General features: G+C 58.1%; 31 protein-coding genes and 3 tRNA genes. All 34 read left to right on the forward strand.

Going from position 1 to position 16,840, the window contains the following annotated elements; all coding sequences use genetic code 11:
- The first annotated feature begins 2 nt into the window (after positions 1-2).
- Complete coding sequence (locus ACH49N_RS12980; RefSeq protein WP_358272766.1) at positions 3-395, forward strand: hypothetical protein; 393 nt, start codon at positions 3-5, stop codon at positions 393-395.
- Positions 392-565 carry a hypothetical protein gene (locus tag ACH49N_RS12985; protein ID WP_358272767.1) on the forward strand — a complete coding sequence of 58 codons (174 nt, stop codon included), beginning with the start codon at positions 392-394 and terminating at the stop codon, positions 563-565. The genes ACH49N_RS12980 and ACH49N_RS12985 overlap by 4 nt, the downstream gene beginning before the upstream one ends.
- Positions 562-762 carry a hypothetical protein gene (locus ACH49N_RS12990; protein WP_358272769.1) on the forward strand — a complete coding sequence of 67 codons (201 nt, stop codon included), beginning with the start codon at positions 562-564 and terminating at the stop codon, positions 760-762. Before ACH49N_RS12985 ends, ACH49N_RS12990 begins: the two co-directional genes overlap by 4 nt.
- Positions 759-1,481, forward strand: a complete 723-nt coding sequence (locus ACH49N_RS12995) for a hypothetical protein (protein ID WP_358272771.1) — start codon at positions 759-761, stop codon at positions 1,479-1,481. The genes ACH49N_RS12990 and ACH49N_RS12995 overlap by 4 nt, the downstream gene beginning before the upstream one ends.
- Positions 1,478-1,990: a hypothetical protein gene (locus tag ACH49N_RS13000; RefSeq protein ID WP_358272773.1), complete on the forward strand. Its 513-nt coding sequence runs from the start codon at positions 1,478-1,480 to the stop codon at positions 1,988-1,990. Before ACH49N_RS12995 ends, ACH49N_RS13000 begins: the two co-directional genes overlap by 4 nt.
- Complete coding sequence (locus ACH49N_RS13005) at positions 1,987-2,274, forward strand: hypothetical protein (protein WP_358272775.1); 288 nt, start codon at positions 1,987-1,989, stop codon at positions 2,272-2,274. The genes ACH49N_RS13000 and ACH49N_RS13005 overlap by 4 nt, the downstream gene beginning before the upstream one ends.
- Positions 2,271-2,537 (forward strand): WhiB family transcriptional regulator, encoded by a 267-nt coding sequence (locus ACH49N_RS13010; protein WP_358272777.1) that lies wholly within the window; start codon positions 2,271-2,273, stop codon positions 2,535-2,537. The genes ACH49N_RS13005 and ACH49N_RS13010 overlap by 4 nt, the downstream gene beginning before the upstream one ends.
- The gene (locus ACH49N_RS13015; protein ID WP_358272779.1) at positions 2,534-2,836 is read left to right on the forward strand and encodes a hypothetical protein; all 303 of its coding nucleotides are present in this window, start codon (positions 2,534-2,536) and stop codon (positions 2,834-2,836) included. The genes ACH49N_RS13010 and ACH49N_RS13015 overlap by 4 nt, the downstream gene beginning before the upstream one ends.
- Before the next feature lie 778 nt (positions 2,837-3,614).
- The gene (locus ACH49N_RS13020) at positions 3,615-4,274 is read left to right on the forward strand and encodes a hypothetical protein (RefSeq protein ID WP_358272780.1); all 660 of its coding nucleotides are present in this window, start codon (positions 3,615-3,617) and stop codon (positions 4,272-4,274) included.
- A gap of 3 nt (positions 4,275-4,277) precedes the next feature.
- The gene (locus ACH49N_RS13025) at positions 4,278-5,591 is read left to right on the forward strand and encodes an AAA family ATPase (RefSeq protein WP_358272782.1); all 1,314 of its coding nucleotides are present in this window, start codon (positions 4,278-4,280) and stop codon (positions 5,589-5,591) included.
- Between the two features lie 14 nt (positions 5,592-5,605).
- Positions 5,606-5,773 (forward strand): hypothetical protein, encoded by a 168-nt coding sequence (locus ACH49N_RS13030; protein ID WP_358272783.1) that lies wholly within the window; start codon positions 5,606-5,608, stop codon positions 5,771-5,773.
- Positions 5,774-5,819: 46 nt separating this feature from the next.
- On the forward strand, positions 5,820-6,236 hold the full coding sequence (locus ACH49N_RS13035) for a single-stranded DNA-binding protein (protein ID WP_358272785.1): 417 nt from the start codon (positions 5,820-5,822) through the stop codon (positions 6,234-6,236).
- Between the two features lie 243 nt (positions 6,237-6,479).
- Positions 6,480-7,031 carry a hypothetical protein gene (locus ACH49N_RS13040; protein WP_358272786.1) on the forward strand — a complete coding sequence of 184 codons (552 nt, stop codon included), beginning with the start codon at positions 6,480-6,482 and terminating at the stop codon, positions 7,029-7,031.
- A gap of 15 nt (positions 7,032-7,046) precedes the next feature.
- Entirely contained in the window at positions 7,047-7,613 is a 567-nt protein-coding gene (locus tag ACH49N_RS13045; RefSeq protein ID WP_358272787.1) for an RNA ligase family protein, read from the forward strand.
- Positions 7,614-7,727: 114 nt separating this feature from the next.
- Entirely contained in the window at positions 7,728-8,027 is a 300-nt protein-coding gene (locus ACH49N_RS13050) for a hypothetical protein (protein ID WP_358272788.1), read from the forward strand.
- Positions 8,028-8,081: 54 nt separating this feature from the next.
- A complete protein-coding gene (locus ACH49N_RS13055; RefSeq protein WP_358272789.1) occupies positions 8,082-8,453 on the forward strand; it encodes a hypothetical protein in 372 nt (123 codons plus the stop codon).
- A 23-nt stretch (positions 8,454-8,476) separates the two neighbouring features.
- Positions 8,477-9,814 carry a DNA cytosine methyltransferase gene (locus ACH49N_RS13060; protein ID WP_358272988.1) on the forward strand — a complete coding sequence of 446 codons (1,338 nt, stop codon included), beginning with the start codon at positions 8,477-8,479 and terminating at the stop codon, positions 9,812-9,814.
- Entirely contained in the window at positions 9,811-10,032 is a 222-nt protein-coding gene (locus ACH49N_RS13065) for a hypothetical protein (RefSeq protein WP_358272791.1), read from the forward strand. The genes ACH49N_RS13060 and ACH49N_RS13065 overlap by 4 nt, the downstream gene beginning before the upstream one ends.
- On the forward strand, positions 10,029-10,187 hold the full coding sequence (locus tag ACH49N_RS13070) for a hypothetical protein (RefSeq protein ID WP_358272792.1): 159 nt from the start codon (positions 10,029-10,031) through the stop codon (positions 10,185-10,187). Before ACH49N_RS13065 ends, ACH49N_RS13070 begins: the two co-directional genes overlap by 4 nt.
- On the forward strand, positions 10,184-10,486 hold the full coding sequence (locus ACH49N_RS13075) for a hypothetical protein (protein WP_358272793.1): 303 nt from the start codon (positions 10,184-10,186) through the stop codon (positions 10,484-10,486). Before ACH49N_RS13070 ends, ACH49N_RS13075 begins: the two co-directional genes overlap by 4 nt.
- A gap of 3 nt (positions 10,487-10,489) precedes the next feature.
- Entirely contained in the window at positions 10,490-11,263 is a 774-nt protein-coding gene (locus ACH49N_RS13080; protein ID WP_358272795.1) for a hypothetical protein, read from the forward strand.
- Complete coding sequence (locus ACH49N_RS13085; RefSeq protein WP_358272797.1) at positions 11,260-11,580, forward strand: hypothetical protein; 321 nt, start codon at positions 11,260-11,262, stop codon at positions 11,578-11,580. The genes ACH49N_RS13080 and ACH49N_RS13085 overlap by 4 nt, the downstream gene beginning before the upstream one ends.
- Before the next feature lie 9 nt (positions 11,581-11,589).
- A complete protein-coding gene (locus ACH49N_RS13090; RefSeq protein ID WP_358272799.1) occupies positions 11,590-11,964 on the forward strand; it encodes a hypothetical protein in 375 nt (124 codons plus the stop codon).
- A complete protein-coding gene (locus ACH49N_RS13095; protein ID WP_358272800.1) occupies positions 11,949-12,365 on the forward strand; it encodes a hypothetical protein in 417 nt (138 codons plus the stop codon). The genes ACH49N_RS13090 and ACH49N_RS13095 overlap by 16 nt, the downstream gene beginning before the upstream one ends.
- An 82-nt stretch (positions 12,366-12,447) precedes the next feature.
- The gene (locus ACH49N_RS13100; RefSeq protein ID WP_358272802.1) at positions 12,448-12,951 is read left to right on the forward strand and encodes a hypothetical protein; all 504 of its coding nucleotides are present in this window, start codon (positions 12,448-12,450) and stop codon (positions 12,949-12,951) included.
- Positions 12,948-13,409, forward strand: coding sequence for a hypothetical protein (locus ACH49N_RS13105; protein WP_358272804.1), 462 nt, complete (start codon positions 12,948-12,950; stop codon positions 13,407-13,409). The genes ACH49N_RS13100 and ACH49N_RS13105 overlap by 4 nt, the downstream gene beginning before the upstream one ends.
- Complete coding sequence (locus ACH49N_RS13110) at positions 13,406-13,639, forward strand: hypothetical protein (RefSeq protein WP_358272806.1); 234 nt, start codon at positions 13,406-13,408, stop codon at positions 13,637-13,639. Before ACH49N_RS13105 ends, ACH49N_RS13110 begins: the two co-directional genes overlap by 4 nt.
- Positions 13,639-13,815, forward strand: a complete 177-nt coding sequence (locus tag ACH49N_RS13115; RefSeq protein WP_358272808.1) for a hypothetical protein — start codon at positions 13,639-13,641, stop codon at positions 13,813-13,815. The genes ACH49N_RS13110 and ACH49N_RS13115 overlap by 1 nt, the downstream gene beginning before the upstream one ends.
- Positions 13,812-14,213 carry a hypothetical protein gene (locus tag ACH49N_RS13120; protein WP_358272810.1) on the forward strand — a complete coding sequence of 134 codons (402 nt, stop codon included), beginning with the start codon at positions 13,812-13,814 and terminating at the stop codon, positions 14,211-14,213. Before ACH49N_RS13115 ends, ACH49N_RS13120 begins: the two co-directional genes overlap by 4 nt.
- 317 nt (positions 14,214-14,530) lie before the next feature.
- Complete coding sequence (locus tag ACH49N_RS13125; RefSeq protein WP_358272812.1) at positions 14,531-15,703, forward strand: RtcB family protein; 1,173 nt, start codon at positions 14,531-14,533, stop codon at positions 15,701-15,703.
- A gap of 17 nt (positions 15,704-15,720) precedes the next feature.
- A complete protein-coding gene (locus ACH49N_RS13130; protein ID WP_358272814.1) occupies positions 15,721-15,963 on the forward strand; it encodes a helix-turn-helix domain-containing protein in 243 nt (80 codons plus the stop codon).
- A 113-nt stretch (positions 15,964-16,076) separates the two neighbouring features.
- Positions 16,077-16,148 (forward strand) — tRNA-His (locus ACH49N_RS13135).
- A gap of 128 nt (positions 16,149-16,276) precedes the next feature.
- A tRNA-Trp gene (locus ACH49N_RS13140) sits at positions 16,277-16,349 on the forward strand.
- Positions 16,350-16,676: 327 nt separating this feature from the next.
- Positions 16,677-16,763, forward strand: a tRNA-Ser gene (locus tag ACH49N_RS13145).
- Positions 16,764-16,840 lie beyond the last annotated feature (77 nt).

The raw sequence follows: 16,840 nt of genomic DNA on the forward strand, positions 1-16,840 counted from the left end.
CCTTGAGTGATGTTCACGTTCCGCCCCTGTACGAACAGATCGACCAGGGCACTCCGCACTACATCAACACTCGCATCATGCTTCTGGAACAGGAATTTCAGGGCAATGCGCAGCGTCTTGATGGTGCGCGGAGAGAGGTCAGCAGGGCCAAGGCGGCTCTGCGCAACGCTGAAGCGCACGCCCGCCTGAACGCTTCAGGGAACTCCAAAGACATTCGTGATGCCGAGGTTCTTCAGAAGACGGAGGGGCAGCGGGATGCGGTGGAGTTCGCGGAGTTGGCGTTGAAGCACACACAGGATCTGGTGCATGAGGGGTCTAAGGAGTTGAACGCGTTGCAGACGAGGAGCAGCAATCTGCGCTCTGAGATCAACGTTTCCGGAAGGGGTAGGCCGTGAGCGACTTCGACACGTTCAAGGCAAACGCTATCGAACTGCTGGGGATGTCGGACTCCTGCATCAACGGCTACCAGCATCTGAGCACTGAGGACTTGATTGCTCAGGCCCAGGTTAACGCAACTCTTGCCTTGGCTTGCGCTGTGGCGAATGACGGAGGACCAACAGCATGAGGAAGTTCGGTGTTGGGGACTTCATCCCCGACGAAGTAGAAGCCGTAACCACCATCTCCGGGCATGTGTTTGTGCGTGGGGAGAACGGCAAGTTCGTGGAGTCTGAGCGTGTTGGGGATGGCGGGTATTTGCCGGCGAACACGAAGCGTGGTGGCTGGTTCGATTTCGAGTTCCCTTTGACGGAGGTTGCTGTATGAGTGCGATTGTTGATCAGGCCCAGTACAAGGTGGATCAGGCGAAGTTGGCCCTGGAGGCAGCCCGTACGGATCTGGAACGGGCGCTGGAGTTGGACATTAATCCTGACCGGGGTTTGGCTGAGGCTATCCGGGATGCCTACTACGACGATGGCCTGTTGCGGGTGCTGGGCGATTCCCGGAGTCCTGAGCAGTGGTTGCGGATGGCAAAGGCTGCACGCGACCACCTGGCCCCGAAGCGGGAACCTCGGGTGTTCAAAGCAGGGGACCCTGAACCTGTCGACAGGGATGGCCTGATCCTTGAGGGGCGGATTATTCAAGAAAGCTTCTTCGGGGTTGGCAATCACGTTGGCGAGAAGGCGCGTATCCAGTACCTGACGAGCTATGGCAGGACTAGACGCACACCTCGCGCCGAGTGGTGGCAGGTCAATGACTCCGAGGGTGAGCGGACATACGCTGCTTGGAGCTACTGGCTTGAGGAGTTCGGCCCCTTCACTGAGGTTATGGAAGAGCCCCGTGAGCCCCGGAAGTTCACAAATGAGGACCAGGAACCCACTGATGTGAAGTTCCTCCGCGACTACGAAGGTGACCTCTTTCGGTACGTCGGTCCGGACCATTGGGAGTACAAGCGAGATAGCGGTGAGTGGAGCGAGATGCGTTTCCGTTGGCGTGAAGTAACTTCAGAGACCGGTTCGACTGAGGACTTGGAGTACACCGAATGAGTGTCACTATTGATCAGGTTGCGGCTGTGCGGAGTGCTCTCGCTGATGAGCCCGCCGCGACGCTTGGGGAGTACGACGATGCGTTAGGCCAATTGGACTCCTACATTGACCGGTTGCGGTTCCGTCAAGCGGTGAGTGAGAGTCCGCATGCGGCTCTGGCACGGCAGATGTACGAGCGTGTGGCAGATGCCCATGCGCCCGCCTTTGATGATGCGACCCCACGGAACGGGCACCATTGGCTGCTGGCCGCCCAGGCTGCGCACGAGATCCTGGCTCCGAAGCCTGAACCACGCGTGTTCCGCGTTGGCGATCCTGAACCTGAAGACCGGGACACGATCGCAATCCGCAGCACAACCGGCAAGGTCCTTCGATACGGGCAACACTCCACCAAGGGCACTTCGCCTTGCCCGACTGCCTGGTGGTGGGTGAATCGAAGTCACCACAACACTCATGGGACCTGGGACTACTGGCTGGACATGTTCGGACCTTTCACGGAGGTTGTTGAGTGAGCGGCACAATCACAGACGACGAACTCAAATCCCTGGAGTTCAAAACCCGCGACGCACGCGCTGATGGACTCGCCATCGCAGACCAAATGCGTGTCGTCACCTACGTACGCACACTGTGGCAGCGCGTTGAGTCCCTGTCCCAGCAGTACCGGATAGCCTCAAACACTGCCGAACAGGTCGCTGTACCCCTGGCTAAGGTTCGGGCATTGTCCGCCCAACATGATCGCGGCGAGATCGATGACACAACACTGATCTCAGGTGTGAAGTACTGGGTGACCAATTGAGTGAGGCCTGGAAGCGTCGGGGGTTGTGCGCAGGCGGCGACCCCCGCGACTGGGAGACAGAGAACCTGCCTGCAGGACAAGAAAAGGAAGCAGCCAAAGCGTTGTGCGATGGCTGCCCAGTAACCAAAGAATGCGCCGCAGCAGCAGTCAGGCCCTTCTACATGCCCGGTGTGCGACGAGACCTCGGACTAGGCATGGAACAGATCGAGAAGCCCTACACACTGCGAATCTCGGGTGTGGTTGTGGCTGGCGTGCCAACGTGAACGCCATCCTTGAACTCCTGGCCATCGCAGGCGAGGACACCCCGGATGGTTTCGCCGGCTACTGCACGGACTGTGGGCGCGGACGATACCGGGCCTGGTACGCGAAGGAAGGGCAGGAACGGGGCTGGGTGTACGCAGCCTCAGCGGACAAGTGCTTCACCTGCCACCGCAGACCTACCCGTGTCCTCTGCCCGCTATGCAAGAGTGCGAACAAGGAATTCCGGGGCATCGGCATGTGCGGTGGGTGCCGGGAGGTGTGGGAGTCGGATGTGGTCCGATCCGTGGCGGCAGCTTCGTGAGGGCCGCGGACAAAGCCCAAGCACTCGCTGAGGGCAAACCCGTTGACGACAACAAATCCTTCGGTGGCTACTGCACGAACTGTGACCGATCAATGTTCAAGCACAGGTACCACGAGGATCAGCGGGCAAGCACCTGGACGCGTAGATCAAACGCCACTTACTGCAGGCGGTGCTACCGGAATCTGCTTGGCAACGATGACTCGCCTCTGGCGTTGCTGGCGGGGATTGCCGGGTTGGACGGGGATGCGGTGCGCACAGTTTCCCGTTCAGCTGCCCTTCCTAACTGTGTTTCGTGTGGCTGCCCCATGCGGGCAAAGGGCACGCAGAAGGTTGCGGGTGTGCGCGCACGGCACACAACGGATCTGTGTACCGCCTGCTACCAATGGAGGAGACGTAAGGGTGAGAAAGACCGGCCCAAGCAAGGCGACCATCGAGCTTGTGCGTGAACGGGCGGACAACCTCTGTGAGATCTGCGGACTGTCCGAGATCCAACAGGTACATCATCGGAAGCCCAGGCGTGCTGGGGGAACCAGGGATCCTGCGATCAACTACCCGTCGAATCTGCTCGGTCTGTGCGCGCTAGATCATGCTCTCGTTGAGTCCAGGCGTGATCGGGCCATCGAAGAGGGTCATGTTGTCCCCAGCTATGGGGATCCCGCTTTAATCCCTGTGCTTTATCGGGGAACGATGCGCCTTTTAGACAATGAAGGAGGTTTCGTGCGAATTGCGAATTAGATCATTCAAACCCGAGTTTTGGCGTAGCCCGGATATTGCTTCTTTGACTCGCGATCAGCGGCTGTTGTTTCTGTCCATTTGGTCGTATGTGGATGACAATGGTGTGGGTGTTGATCGTCTGGCGGATATTGTTGCTGACTGTTGGGCTCCGGACTTGGAGCGGGATCCTTCGGGCACTTTCGAGTGGGTTGCATGTAACTTGCAGCAACTTGCAGCAAATGATCGCATTGTGCGGTACACCGGTTACAAGTTGCGGAACAAGGTTCCCGTTGGTGACGGGCTGCCACTTTTGTACGTTTCCAATTGGGATCGGCATCAGCACATCGCGAGACCGAATCTGCCCCGTTTTTCGCGCCCTACCAGCGACGATCCCGAAATTGCAGCAAACGACATGCAACTTGCAGCAATTTCAGTGTCTGGAACAGGGGAACAGGGGAACAGAGGAACAGGGGAACAGGGGGTTAGGCGCAAGCGCCCCAGCATCCACCTCCCAGCCGACTGGACCCCCAACGACACCCACATCCAGAAGGCGACCGCCAAGGGCATGGACGTGAACGTGCTGGCCGAAGAGATGCGCAATTGGGCTGCCTCGAAGGATGAAAGAAAGTCGAACTGGGATGCCGCGTTCAATAACTGGATTATTCGGGCTGATAAGAAGCCGAGTAATTCCTTGGTCATGGCGGGTTCAAACTGGGAAGAGTGATAATTGAATCAACTGCTTGACCATGAGCCATCGTATGACGAGATGGGGGAGCAGGCCGCATTAGGTATGGCGGTTATGTTTCCGGATAAGTGTGGTGATGCGTTCCTGACTATTGGTCCGGATGATTGGTATAACCCGCATCATAAAGAACTTGCCGGTGTTTTGACTAAAATGTTGCGGACCGGTCAGTCGGTGGATCCGGTTACTGTTTCGGGGCAGTTGCAGGCTCAGGGATTAACCCGGTATTGGGATGGTTATAAAGTCTTCAAACTGACGGAGATGTCGTGGAGACCTGAGAGCGCCTCTCAGATCGCGGCGAGGCTCCGGGAGCTCTCGGGTAGGCGGCAGCTACTAAACGCAGCCCTAGAGACCGTGCAGCGCCTGCAATCGCTATCCAACATCGACGGGGCAGCCGACCTGAGGGTTGCAACGGCAAAATTGCGTGAAGCGTGCGACAAAGCTGAGGACACGGCCACTGACAAACAAATACCGTTGCCGACTGGTATGCAGCAATTCTTGTCTATTGAGAATCAGAAAAGGCAATGGCTTGTTCCTGGTTTGTTGGAAAGAATGGACCGGACGGTTATTACCGGCGCTGAGGGTGGCGGTAAATCGGTTCTGTGTTCCCAAATAGCTGCTTCCCTGGCTCATGGGGTGCATCCCTTCGGCGGGCACGTGATGGGCGACGGGGATCACACGGTTCGGGTGTTGGTGATCGACTGTGAGAACTCGGCGGATCAGTCGCGCCGGCGGTACAGGTGGATCACTGACCGGGTAGCTGCGATCCGGGAAACCCACGGGTGTGGTCCGGTGGATCTGAATGAGCAGATGTTCATTGACACCAGGCCCGGCGGGATCGATCTGCTGTCGGGTCGGGATGTGGGGTGGTTGGAGCATTGCATCACGTCGATTGCCCCGGACTTGTTGGTGTTGGGGCCGTTGTACAAGCTGCACCACCGGGATCCGTCCGAAGAGGTGTCGGCGCGTGAGGTTGCCCATGTGATTGACGGGTTACGGGAGCGGCATGAGTTCGCGTTGCTGACTGAGGCGCATGCGGGTAACTCGAATGACATGCAGGGGAATCGGGTGATGCGCCCGATTGGTTCGTCTCTGTGGCGTCGGTGGCCTGAGTTCGGATTTGGGTTGCGGCGGGCTAAGGACGATCCGGGTAAGGGTCGTGCTGAGCGTGTGGATGTTGTGTCGTGGCGTGGTTCGCGTGAGGAGCGGGCGTGGCCGGACAAGTTGCATATGGCCCAGATTGGGTTGCCGTGGGCTCCTGAGGCTGAGTACTACGGATCGATGGACGACTACGTATGAGATTGAGGTTTGATATGGCTTTTCTGCTTGTTTTGTTCGAAGCGGTTCTTGTTGTGCTCAGCGTGGCACTGCTCCTGGCGGATGTCGGATCGTCTGCCGACATCATCTTCTCAGTGATGACTGTTGTCGTTTGTTCGACCTTCTTCGGGGTAGCGGTGGATACCGTCGTGCGCAAACACTGAAGAGCTTCACAGCCCAACACCATCATCTAACAAAGGATTACAAAGTATGAGTCTTCCCACCACTTCAGGCCGCGGCTTCATCATCTCCCCGGAGATTGAGTTCAAGTTCCTCCCCAGCGGCCAGGCCGTGGCGAACTTCGCGGTGGCCTTCAACAAGAGCAAGAAGAACGAACAGACGGGGGAGTGGGAACGCACCCAGGAGGTTGTGTACAACTGCACGGCTTGGGGCGAGCTCGCTGAGTTCATCCGGGACAAGTTCGAAACCAAGACGGAGATCGATCTGGTTGGTGAGGCGTACCAGCGGAAGTATCAGCGGAATGATGGGTCGGATGGTGTGTCGTTGGATCTGACGGTGCGGCAGGTTGGTGCCCCGGTTGCGAAGCGTGAGGCTCGATCCGGCGGGCAGGGTTCCGGTGGCGGGGATCCGTGGGGTAAGGCTCCTTCGTCTCATGGCGGTTACTGATGGGCTTGTCTCCTGACAACCCGGGGATATGGGTTGCATACCAATCAGATGGGTCGGCTGCGGCGATGTTCGCAACTGAAGTGGAAGCTCTCCGTTACGCGCTGGACGGCTTCATGCAGGTAATGCTGATTCCTCTGGGTGAGGACATCTTCACGTGGGCGCGTAACAACTGATCTGACCGGTTTCTTCGAGGGGTGTGCCTGTTGGTGGTGCACCCCATTTGTATGCCCTGAAGGAGTTTGAGTGAGCAACACCGCAACACCCGTAGGCGCACCCCGCGGACAATGGTTCGGCAACCCCACCGAATACGAACTGAGCAGACCACACTACGACCCCAACTCACGGAACTACTTCGAACGAGTCATAGTCACCAGCGTTGAAATCCCACACCACCTGGACCCCGACTCGGTGGACCAGGAAACGCTGATCTTCGGGGAAGTGTCCACACTCGCCGGCACAGCTGACGCCCTGATCGGTTCCGTCAGCGGCTTCGATCATGAGGCAGCGTTGCGGAGCATCGGCTACCGCCTGGCACCCACCGGGGATCTGGTGCAGTTGGTTTCAGAGATCCATGCCAGTGAGGGTGGGGACTTTGATGGTCCGCTGTGGGAAGACGAAATCCAGACGACGGAAACCATCCGGTCAGCGTTCGAACGGTTTCAGATCGCTACTGCGGGACCTGAAGCTGGTGCTGTGGATGAGGCGGTGGCCGATCTTGTGGTTGCTGCTATACGGGCTGCCCTCGTGTATGGCACTCCCATTGCCCAGCTGATCCGCGACAAAGCCACTGCCTAACTAGGAGGAGACCCAATGACCGACTTCGAATTTCGCGCCTGGCCAAAAACGCCCAGACTCAACCGTTCAATGCTCATTACTGAGAAGATCGATGGCACCAACGCTTGCGTCATCGTGTCAGCAGATGGCACCGAGGTAGGAGCGCAGTCCCGCAACCGGGTGATCACCCCCGAAGCGGACAACGCAGGATTTGCCCGTTGGGTGTACGACAATGCTGGCGCACTCGCGGACACTCTCGGACCGGGCTACCACTATGGCGAATGGTGGGGTTCGGGCATCCAACGCGACTACGGGCTGACGAACGGCGACAAGCGGTTCAGCTTGTTCAACGCCGACCGTTGGCAGTCTCACGCCGACGAATTGGCTGCAGTAGATAATTTGGGTTTGGTTCCTGTGCTGCATCGCGGAGCGTTCGACACATCCACAATCGATGCTGTTGTTGCGGACCTTGCTCGCAACGGTTCGGAAGCTCAGCCGGGGTTCGCGAAGCCTGAGGGTGTGATTGTGTACCTGCCGGCGGCACGGCAGGGGTTCAAGGTTCTCATTGAGAATGATGACATCCCGAAGGGGTTGGTTGCCTAGTGGCTCTTGTTGATGGGCGCTGTGTCCGTTCCGATCTGATCCCCGCCTACTGCTGGCACTGCCGCGGTCTACCCGATGACCCGTTCGATGGTGCAGAGGAGCCTGAGGATGCCGATGAGTGATGATCTGATTGACCCGAACTATTACCAGCGCGCCGTGACGACCACAGCGGAACGGTTTAGCCGCCCGGTTGCAGCGGAGAAGAACGATCCAGTCAGCCCCAACCACTACCAGTTCCCCAACGGGGCTGAAGTCATCCACATCAGCGAATGGTTGACCAGCAACGCAGGCCAGGCGGTTCAGTACATTGCCCGGTCTTGCCGACTAGATGGACGCAACAAGGGCAACACGATTGAGGATCTACGGAAGAGCCTGGTGTTCGTTCAGCGTGAGATTGAACGACTCGGGGGCTGACTGATTTCGGGCAGGTTCGTGCCTGCCCCTACCCACAACTACACAGAGGAGAATATGGCCAACCGAATGAAGGCCAAAGGCGACAGGTACGAACGGGACCTGCGCGAATGGCTACGAGGGAACGGTTTCCCCGGCTGCGAGAGGACCAAAGCCGGATACGAACGTGACGCCGGCGACCTCCACCTAGATCCCGTGCTTGGAGTTGGACCGGCAGTGATCTGCCAGGCGAAAGACGTCAAGACCCCCCTGTGGTCAGAGTGGCTGGAAGGTCTGGATGAACAGATCGGTGAAGCGCGGGCTGAGGTTGGGTTCCTCTCCGTGAAGCGGTCACGTCCCGGAAAGAAGCCGTTGAACTTGTTTGTGATGCCCCTGGAGGGCGGCGTGGAACTTCTACGCAAAGCCGGGTACGGCACACCAATCGAATAGAGGAGTCACCGGCGTTGTTGACCATGACAGATTTGTTTTGCGGCGCTGGCGGTTCCAGCACAGGTGCAGTTCAGGTGCCAGGGGTCGAAGTTCGGATGGCAGCCAACCACTGGGCGTTAGCCGTTGAAACCCACAACACGAATCACCCCGACGCGGACCATGCCTGCGCTGACCTGTCGCAAGTTGATCCGCGACTGTTCCCGCGGACGGACATCCTGTGGGCTTCCCCGGAGTGCACAAATCACAGTGTTGCGAAGGGAGTGAAGCGGGCAGACACCCAACCGGACCTGTTCGGGGAGGTTCTGCCCGCGGATGCTGCGGAGCGTTCACGGGCAACGATGTGGGATGTGGTGCGGTTCGCTGAGCATCACAAGTACCGGGCGGTCCTCGTGGAGAATGTAGTGGACGCCTGGCATTGGCCACCGTTCCAGGCGTGGCTGATGGCTATGCACTCGGTCGGCTACGAACACCAGTTGGTGTTCCTGAACTCCATGCATGCACAGGCGGAGGGTTTGCCGGCTGCGCAGTCCCGTGACCGTATGTATGTGTCATTCTGGCGCAAGGGTGACCGTAAGCCGGATATGGAGGCGATGCAACGTCCGACCGCGCATTGTGATGTGTGCGGTGAGGTTCGAGCCATGCAGGCATTCAAGAATCCTGATAAGCGGTGGGGTAGGTATAGGGCTCAGTACCTGTATCGGTGCCCGAACGTGGCGTGCCGTAACCAGGTGTTGGAACCGGACTGGTTGCCTGCTTCCTCAATCATCGATTGGACGCTTGAGGGTAAGCGGATTGGGGATCGGGCCAAGCCGTTGGCTGAGAAGACTCTCGCACGCATCCAGAAGGGTATGGATCGGTACTGGGGTCCGTTGATGGTTCCGGTTGAGGGTCGAGACGGCAAGGAGGCTGCTCCCGCGGATCGTCCGTTGCGTACGCAGACGACACGGAATGAGACTGGGGTTGCTATTGCCCCGTTCATTGCCGAGTTGCGTGGTGGCGGGTCGACTGCAAGGCCTGTGTCGGATCCGCTGTGCACTGTTACGGCGTCGGGCACTCATCACGGGTTGGTGGTGCCGTACTACGGGAATGGGACAGCGCGCCCGATGGGCCGTGAGCTTCCGACTGTGACGACTGTTGATACTCATGCCCTGGCACTTCAGGGTAAGTCAGTGTCGATCGATGATGTGACGTTCCGGATGCTGGAACCTCATGAGATCAAGTCTGCGATGGCGTTTCCTGCGGAGTATGTGATTAAGGGGAATAAGCGTGAGCAGGTTCGGATGTCGGGGAATGCGGTGACTCCGCCTGCCGCGAGGGATTTGATTGCCGCGGTGACGCGTTCGTTGGGTGTTGCGGCGTGATTGCCGTTCTTGTTTCGAGTGTGGAGGGTTTGATGGATACGACTTTGGATTTGTCTTCGTTGGATGGTTTGGGGCCGGCGGGTGATCCGTGTAAGGCGATGTTGTCTCGTAAGAAGGCTGGCGGCTCGTGGTTGATTGAGTGTGCCATGCCGGATGGTCATGATGAGGATTTTCATGTGACGGTTGCTGGTAAGCGGTTTGTGGGCGTGAAGCTTTGAGTGATGCGCCCGACTACGAGAAGGCGTTTTACAAGGTGGCGGGACTCCTCCAGGAGGTTGAGGAGCATTGCCGGATGCGGGTGCAGGACTGGGGCGATCGCGCTGCGCAGGAGGTTCTGGATTGCATCAACCGTGAAGGAGAGTGGGCTGAGTGACGTACTTCTATCCGCCTACTCGGGATGTGTTCCAGGAAGATCACGTGGACGACGGGCCACTATCACCAACTGATGAGGACTTGGCGTATTGGTCGCGGCACAGCAAGTTCCCATCGCATGTATCCAGCTATGAGGAATATACGGCGATGTTGGATGGCACGGTTGCGGATCTGATTGAGGCGCGGGCAACGATACAGCGGGTGCGGGATATGGCGGCGAACATGCACACGTGGTGTTCACCCATGGGCGTTTCGGGCATGTATGCGCGGCGCATTGAAGAAACCCTGGAAGGTCGGTGACTGATGCAACAACTCATCATCGGATCCACAGCCCTCCAACGGCTGATACCGGGAACCCGAACCCCCAAAGACATTGACGCCCTCTCGCCAACCCCGGCAGAGGGCGTTGATGCATTCTGGGACGAACGCCTTGCAGATTGGATCCCGGCAGGAACCAACCGGCATGCGACCCTGGACGAGCTCTACACGCTTAAGGTGTCGCACTCGTATTGGGAGTTGCGCAACGGGTCGTGGAACAAGCACATGTTCGACGTGGTGGCACTGAAGCGGGCTGGCGCGGTCCTGGACCTGGAGTTGCACAACCTGCTGTACCGGGTCTGGGAAGACGAGCACGGCAAGAAGATCGTGGACCTTACCCAAGAGTCAGATGAGTTCTTCACGGATGCTGTCCGACGCAGGTACGTGCACGACTCCCTGCATGAGTCGGTGGCTTACGGTGACCGGCCCCTGTATGAGTCTGTGCTGAAGGACGGCAAGTCCGTGCAGATGGATATGCAGAAGCTGCGGGCAATGCCATTTGAGGATCAGGTGCGGTTGTTCCGCGAAGAGATCTACGTGACCGCACTGGAACGCCTGATGGTGCCGAACAACTACCAGTACTCGCCTTCTCGGGCGTATGCGTGGGCGTTGCGTCGAACCATCACCAGCCTGACTAAGGGTTGGTCTGCGCGGTTCCTGGTTGAGAACTTTGAGGTGTTCCGCCGGCCTGATGTGGATTATGTGGCGGTGCATCTTGCGAATGAACACAAGTTGATCGAGTTGGAGGATGCAGCGTGAGCATCGAAAGTGCACTGGAGAACTACACGAACTCTGACGGCGAGCAGGGTTGGTACATGTGGAAGTGGGAAGCCGATGACGCCGGCGAGGATGTTCCCGAGGTTGGGAAGGTTCGCATGATCAAGAGCTTCGGTGGGCACGAGGGTGCCGGGGAACACACCTACCTCATATTCGAGATCACTGATGCCGAGGGCGTGGTGAAGCTGTACGAGAAGGACGGCTACTACGCATCCTTCGGTGGCACCGAGTGGGACGGCGACTTCTACGAAGTTGTGAGTGCTGAGAAGACGATCACCGTTTTTGAACGCGTCAAGTAGGGGGAGAACATGAGCTACACAGTCACGGATGCAGAGAACGCCATCGCGGATCACGAGTTCGTTGATACGTACACGTATGGGGGTGAAACGCGGACCCGTCGAAGCAGCGGCTGGGATGAGTGGTCTGAACTGTACGAGGCCAAGGCGGATGCGGTTGAGGTTGATGGCATTGGCATGGTCAAGGCGATTGATGGCGAGGATGCCGGCGAAGGTGACTACGCGGCGGGCGTCTTCGTGGTGTTTGAGGTGACCGACTCGGAGGGGGGAGTTCGACACTTCCGGAAGAACGGTTACTACCAGTCGTACAACGGAACTGAGTGGGACGGTGACTTCTTCGAGGCTAAGCAGGTCGAGAAGGTAATCACTGTATGGGGCCGGGCGTAAATCAACTGAAGGGGTTTGGCATGAGCTACACGATTGATGATCTGAACCGGGCGATCACTAAGCAGTACGACGAAGAGTTCGACGGCGACTTCGAGTACTACGACGACGCCGGCAGTGCAGAGTGGCATGGTCTGGAAGAGGACATCTACTCCTTCCGTAAGGATCAAGATGTCACCGCGGAGCTTGAAGGTATCGGCACTGTCCGACTGATCGAATCCGAGGGCGGCGAAGGCCAGGGCGATAGCTACTCGATGGTCATTTCCGTCACTGATGCTGAGGGTTCGGTCCGCCTGTTTGAGCGTCTCGGTTGGTATGCGTCGTATGACGGTGGGCATTACGAGGGTCCCACCGTTGAGGTGAAGCCGGTGGAGAAGCTGATCACCGTGTACGAAACGATCTAACAGTTCCTTCTCGAAAGACTGGCGGGTGACCGAAATATGGTTGCCCGCCCTTGATCATTCACAGGCCATCCGAGGAGGACATATGACCAGTGAACTAGCGGACCTGATCCAAGACACCGAAGACGCAATCATGTTCCTCCGCAGCCAAATGCTCAACGGAGCAAACCCCCAAGACGGTGCAGACCAAACCGACACCTGGCGGGAAGAAACCGGGCGCGAAGTCACAACCGGTGACAAGCCCAAATCCAAACCACCCATGAACCTGGGTGCCATGGACGCAGCCGATGCAGAAATGGCTGTGCTCGTGGCATGGGCTGAACATGTGGGCATCCCGTATACGGGTCAGGTGTGGCGGGTCAACGGGATTCCTCAGGGTGTGTTGTACGGGGATATGCGCCCAGTGCGGTCTTTGGCGGCGAACATTTGCGGCTTGTTGCGTGATGGGTGGGTTGCCCCGGATGGGATGTTGGAGGGTGTGCGGGCTGTGCGTGACGCAAATTTGAGGGTGTGGCCTGAGTTGGATGTGTATTTGGAGCGTCCGGTTGAGGAGCGGGTTGTTGATGATGGGCAGGAGTCACTGTGGTGAATGTTGTTGTTGATCCGAAGGTGGGGGACAAGTTGGACTGCCCTGGATGTGGCGAGGTGCTGAAGCTGGATGAGTCAGACGGGTGGATGAACCGCAATGGTTTGACGTGCAGTCCGACGAACACCACGCACTCGGCGCACATCCGGACAATCACACCTGAGACGTTCGGACCGGACCGCTATGGGGTGCACCTCTACAGTCATGAGGATGACTGGGGGTGGACGGCATTCGGGCATCCCCATCCGCGGCGTCTGCTCGCAGCGATCAACCGCGAAGTTCGGGAGATGGGTGTGGGTCTGGATCTTCGTGACGCGATGATGGGTCGTGACATTGAAGACGGCATCAAGCGGCGGTGGGCGCACAACTTTCAGCCTGGCCGCTTCGATGAAGAGTTCACCTGGGACTGGTGCTATTCGGATACTCCCGGAGCGGTTCCTATCACGGTGGTGAACCCGTGAATGACCTGTATGAGATGCGGGAGCAGCTGATTGAGGGCGACCCGATCGAGATGTTCGAACTGTTGACGGGCAGGATCGCCAAGGCGCTTGCTGTCATTGACCGCATCAAGGCCGCGGATCCGGACCTATTCAACCCGGATGAAGACGCTGATGAGGATGTGTACCAGACGTACGGATCTGCTGGACGCTACCTCCGCGAGAACTTCCTCGCAGCGCTCAAAGCTGACTGATGCTGCCCACCACAGATGAACAGATCGAACAGTTCATGACCAAAGCCATGGACGACACGCGACCCGAAGACGGCGGAGTTGCCTGGGTGGACCAATACCTCAACTACGGCTTCTCCGCCTTCGGCCACCTGTTCTCAGAGTTTCTGGAACGCAAACTGTTTGAAGGGAAAGAATGACTGACACGCTGGATCCGGTGTTCGTGAAATCCGTACTCAACGCTTTGGAGGCGGACGTACACCAAACAGCCACAGACAAAGGCTGGCACGACAAACCAAGGTCGCTGGGCGAAGAGATTGCACTGATGCACTCCGAGCTCTCTGAGGCGTTGGAGGAGGTGCGCATTGATTCTCCGGCCATCTACTTCCGGGATGTTGACGGTGAGCCTGGTGCGCCTTCACATGACCCTGATGGTGTTCCGAACAAGACTGAGGGTGTGGCTGCGGAGTTCGCGGATGTGATCATTCGTATTTTGGATACGGCCCGTGAGCGGAAGATCCCCGTGGTTGACGCCTTGGCCCACAAGATCGAGTACAACCGGACCCGGACCTACAGGCACGGGAACAAGTCACTGTGACAACCGAGTACCAGCCCCAACTCATCTACTACCAAGGGCAGAAGGAACCAGTCAACGTCTGCTGGTGCCACTACTGCGAAACCGAGTGGCACAACCGCATGGACGACATCGACCCTGACGGTTGGGTGAGTCGGATCAGCCACGGCATGATCGTCTGCAAAGACTGCGGGTGCAAACGTTGCCCCAAGGCCACCTACCACGGTCACGAATGCACCAAGAGCAACGAACCAGGGCAGCAAGGGTCAGTTTACGGAGGCTTCAAACTGCCCAACGCCCGAGTAGATGAGTACGAAGACCAACTATCCGGAGGATTCTGAGTGTCCGAAGTAGTCAACTTTGCATCCGACATCGACCCAAAGACGCTGGAACAGGCTGACGCACTATCGCGCCTGCCATTCGTTCACCCATACATCGCTCTAATGCCTGACGCTCACGTTGGCAAGGGAAGCTCAGTGGGAACAGTCATCCCCACCCGTGGCGCTGTCATCCCAGCCGCGGTTGGGGTGGACATCGGCTGCGGCATGATCGCAGTGCGCACCAACGTCCACGCACTGGACCTCACCGACCTGAACCTTGCCGAACTGCGGGCTGCCATCGAAGCAGCTATCCCACTGTCTCCGGGGAACTACAACAAGACGCTCCACGAATTCGACTTCACCAAAGATCGCATTGCCGGCCTGGAGGCCAAGGCGGCTGCGGATGGGGTGGACCTCTCACACTCCCCGAAGTGGCGGGAACAGTTGGGATCGTTGGGTGGCGGAAACCACTTCATCGAACTGTGTCTAGACGAGTCTGACCAGGTGTGGTTGTTCCTGCATTCCGGATCCCGCGGCGTCGGCAACAAAATCGCCCAGAAGCACATCAAGGTAGCCCAGGATATTTGCAAGAAGTGGTTCGTCCCACTGGAGGACAAGGATCACGCCTTCCTCTCTCATGGCACCGATGAGTTTTGGCGGTACATCAATGACTTGCGGTGGGCGCAGGCATTCGCCATGGAGAACCGTGCCGAGATGATGGACCGTTACATTCGCGTGTTCCACGGTTGGTTGGGTGCCACTGGTGAACCGGAGCAGGTTGAGGTGGAGCGCATCAACTGCCACCACAACTACACGGAACAGACCGACATCAGCGGCACAAATGTGTGGCTGACCCGCAAGGGTGCGATCGATGCCAGCGAGGGTAAGGCTGGTGTGATCCCCGGATCCATGGGGACACGTTCCTATGTCGTCATCGGCAAGGGCAGCCAGAAGGGCTTGTTGTCTGCACCTCATGGGGCTGGCCGTAGGTTCTCGCGCACGGAAGCTAAGAAGCGTTTCACTGAGGCTGACCTCGCGGATCGCATGCAGGGCATCGAGTACCGGCATGGCGCGGAGTGGATTGACGAGATCCCGGACGCTTACAAGGACATTGATGTGGTGATGGAGGACGCAAAGGATCTTGTGACCGTGACCCACGAGTTGCGGCAGATCCTAAACGTCAAGGGGACATAACCGGTAGGGGTGTTGTGGTGGTATGGCTGGACATTTGGGATGCGCAAAGATTCGTTGGCCGATCACCCGACACCCTGCACCGCTGGCGCAAAGCCGGACTCGTCAAGGTCGGCAAACGCCGCGGCCAATGGTACTTCGATAAAGACTCGCTTCGGGCGGCGAAGAAGGAAGCCCGCCGGCGGATGCTGGAACATCGGGTTGTGCCTGGTCCTGGTCGTGGGCGCGCACATCAGCAAGTTGAACAGGGTGTTCTCTTCTGAGCGTAAAAGACCTTGCGGGTGTGGTTGTTAATGTTGTTTGTGTGTGTGAGTGGCGGCATTCGGAACCCCAAGACACTTAGCGTGTTCCGGGGTCACTCACTATCAACCATCTACCCCCTGTAGCTCAATCGGTAGAGCTCCGGTTTGTGGTACCGGCGACCCAGGTTCAAATCCTGGCTGGAGGACGGGCAACGGGCACTCTGAACAAGTGTGCGACCTGCTGCGATGTAGCTCAACTTGGGTAGCTCCCGAAATAGAGCGCCCCACCGTTCATGGGGAAGGTCCAGGTGTGGAACCCTGGCATTGCAGCCAAATGGATGTAGCTCAATTGGTAGAGCAGCGGTCTCCAAAGCCGCCGGTTGGGGGTTCGAATCCCTCCGTCCATGCATTGGGTACGTGTTGCTCTGGCTGGGATTCAAACCAGCCCATCAACCGTTCAGGGCAAGTGCGCGCTTAGCCCCGACAGCATCAGTTTCCGGCAACGCAGCTGACCCCGTAGCCGGCTGGTCGACCTTCGGGTAAGTAGCGCCGACTGCCCGCGAGCGCAGTTGGTAGATCGTCTCTCTACGCAAATGTCAAAGCGGCCCCTACATAATGGGGTGTTGTTCCTGGTTCAAATCCAGGGAGAGGCGCGTCCCGCAGGTTTAAAGATGGACGAAAGCGGCCCCATGCCAGTGGGTATCCCTCACGACCTGTAATCCGCACTGGTATCTGGAAGATTAACTCGGCTGGGCCGGGACTCGCCTTGAAAGCGATGGGTGCACGGGAACGTGCATGGGGTTCGATTCCTCAATCTTCCGCACACAAACTTCAGAGAGGGTGCGTTGTGGCACGGATGCTTGGAATTTCATTTGCCAACACCGATGGATGTTGCCGC

It is taken from the genome of Rhodococcus sp. NPDC019647 (assembly GCF_044389235.1).
Classification (GTDB): Bacteria; Actinomycetota; Actinomycetes; order Mycobacteriales; family Mycobacteriaceae; genus Rhodococcus_F; species Rhodococcus_F oxybenzonivorans.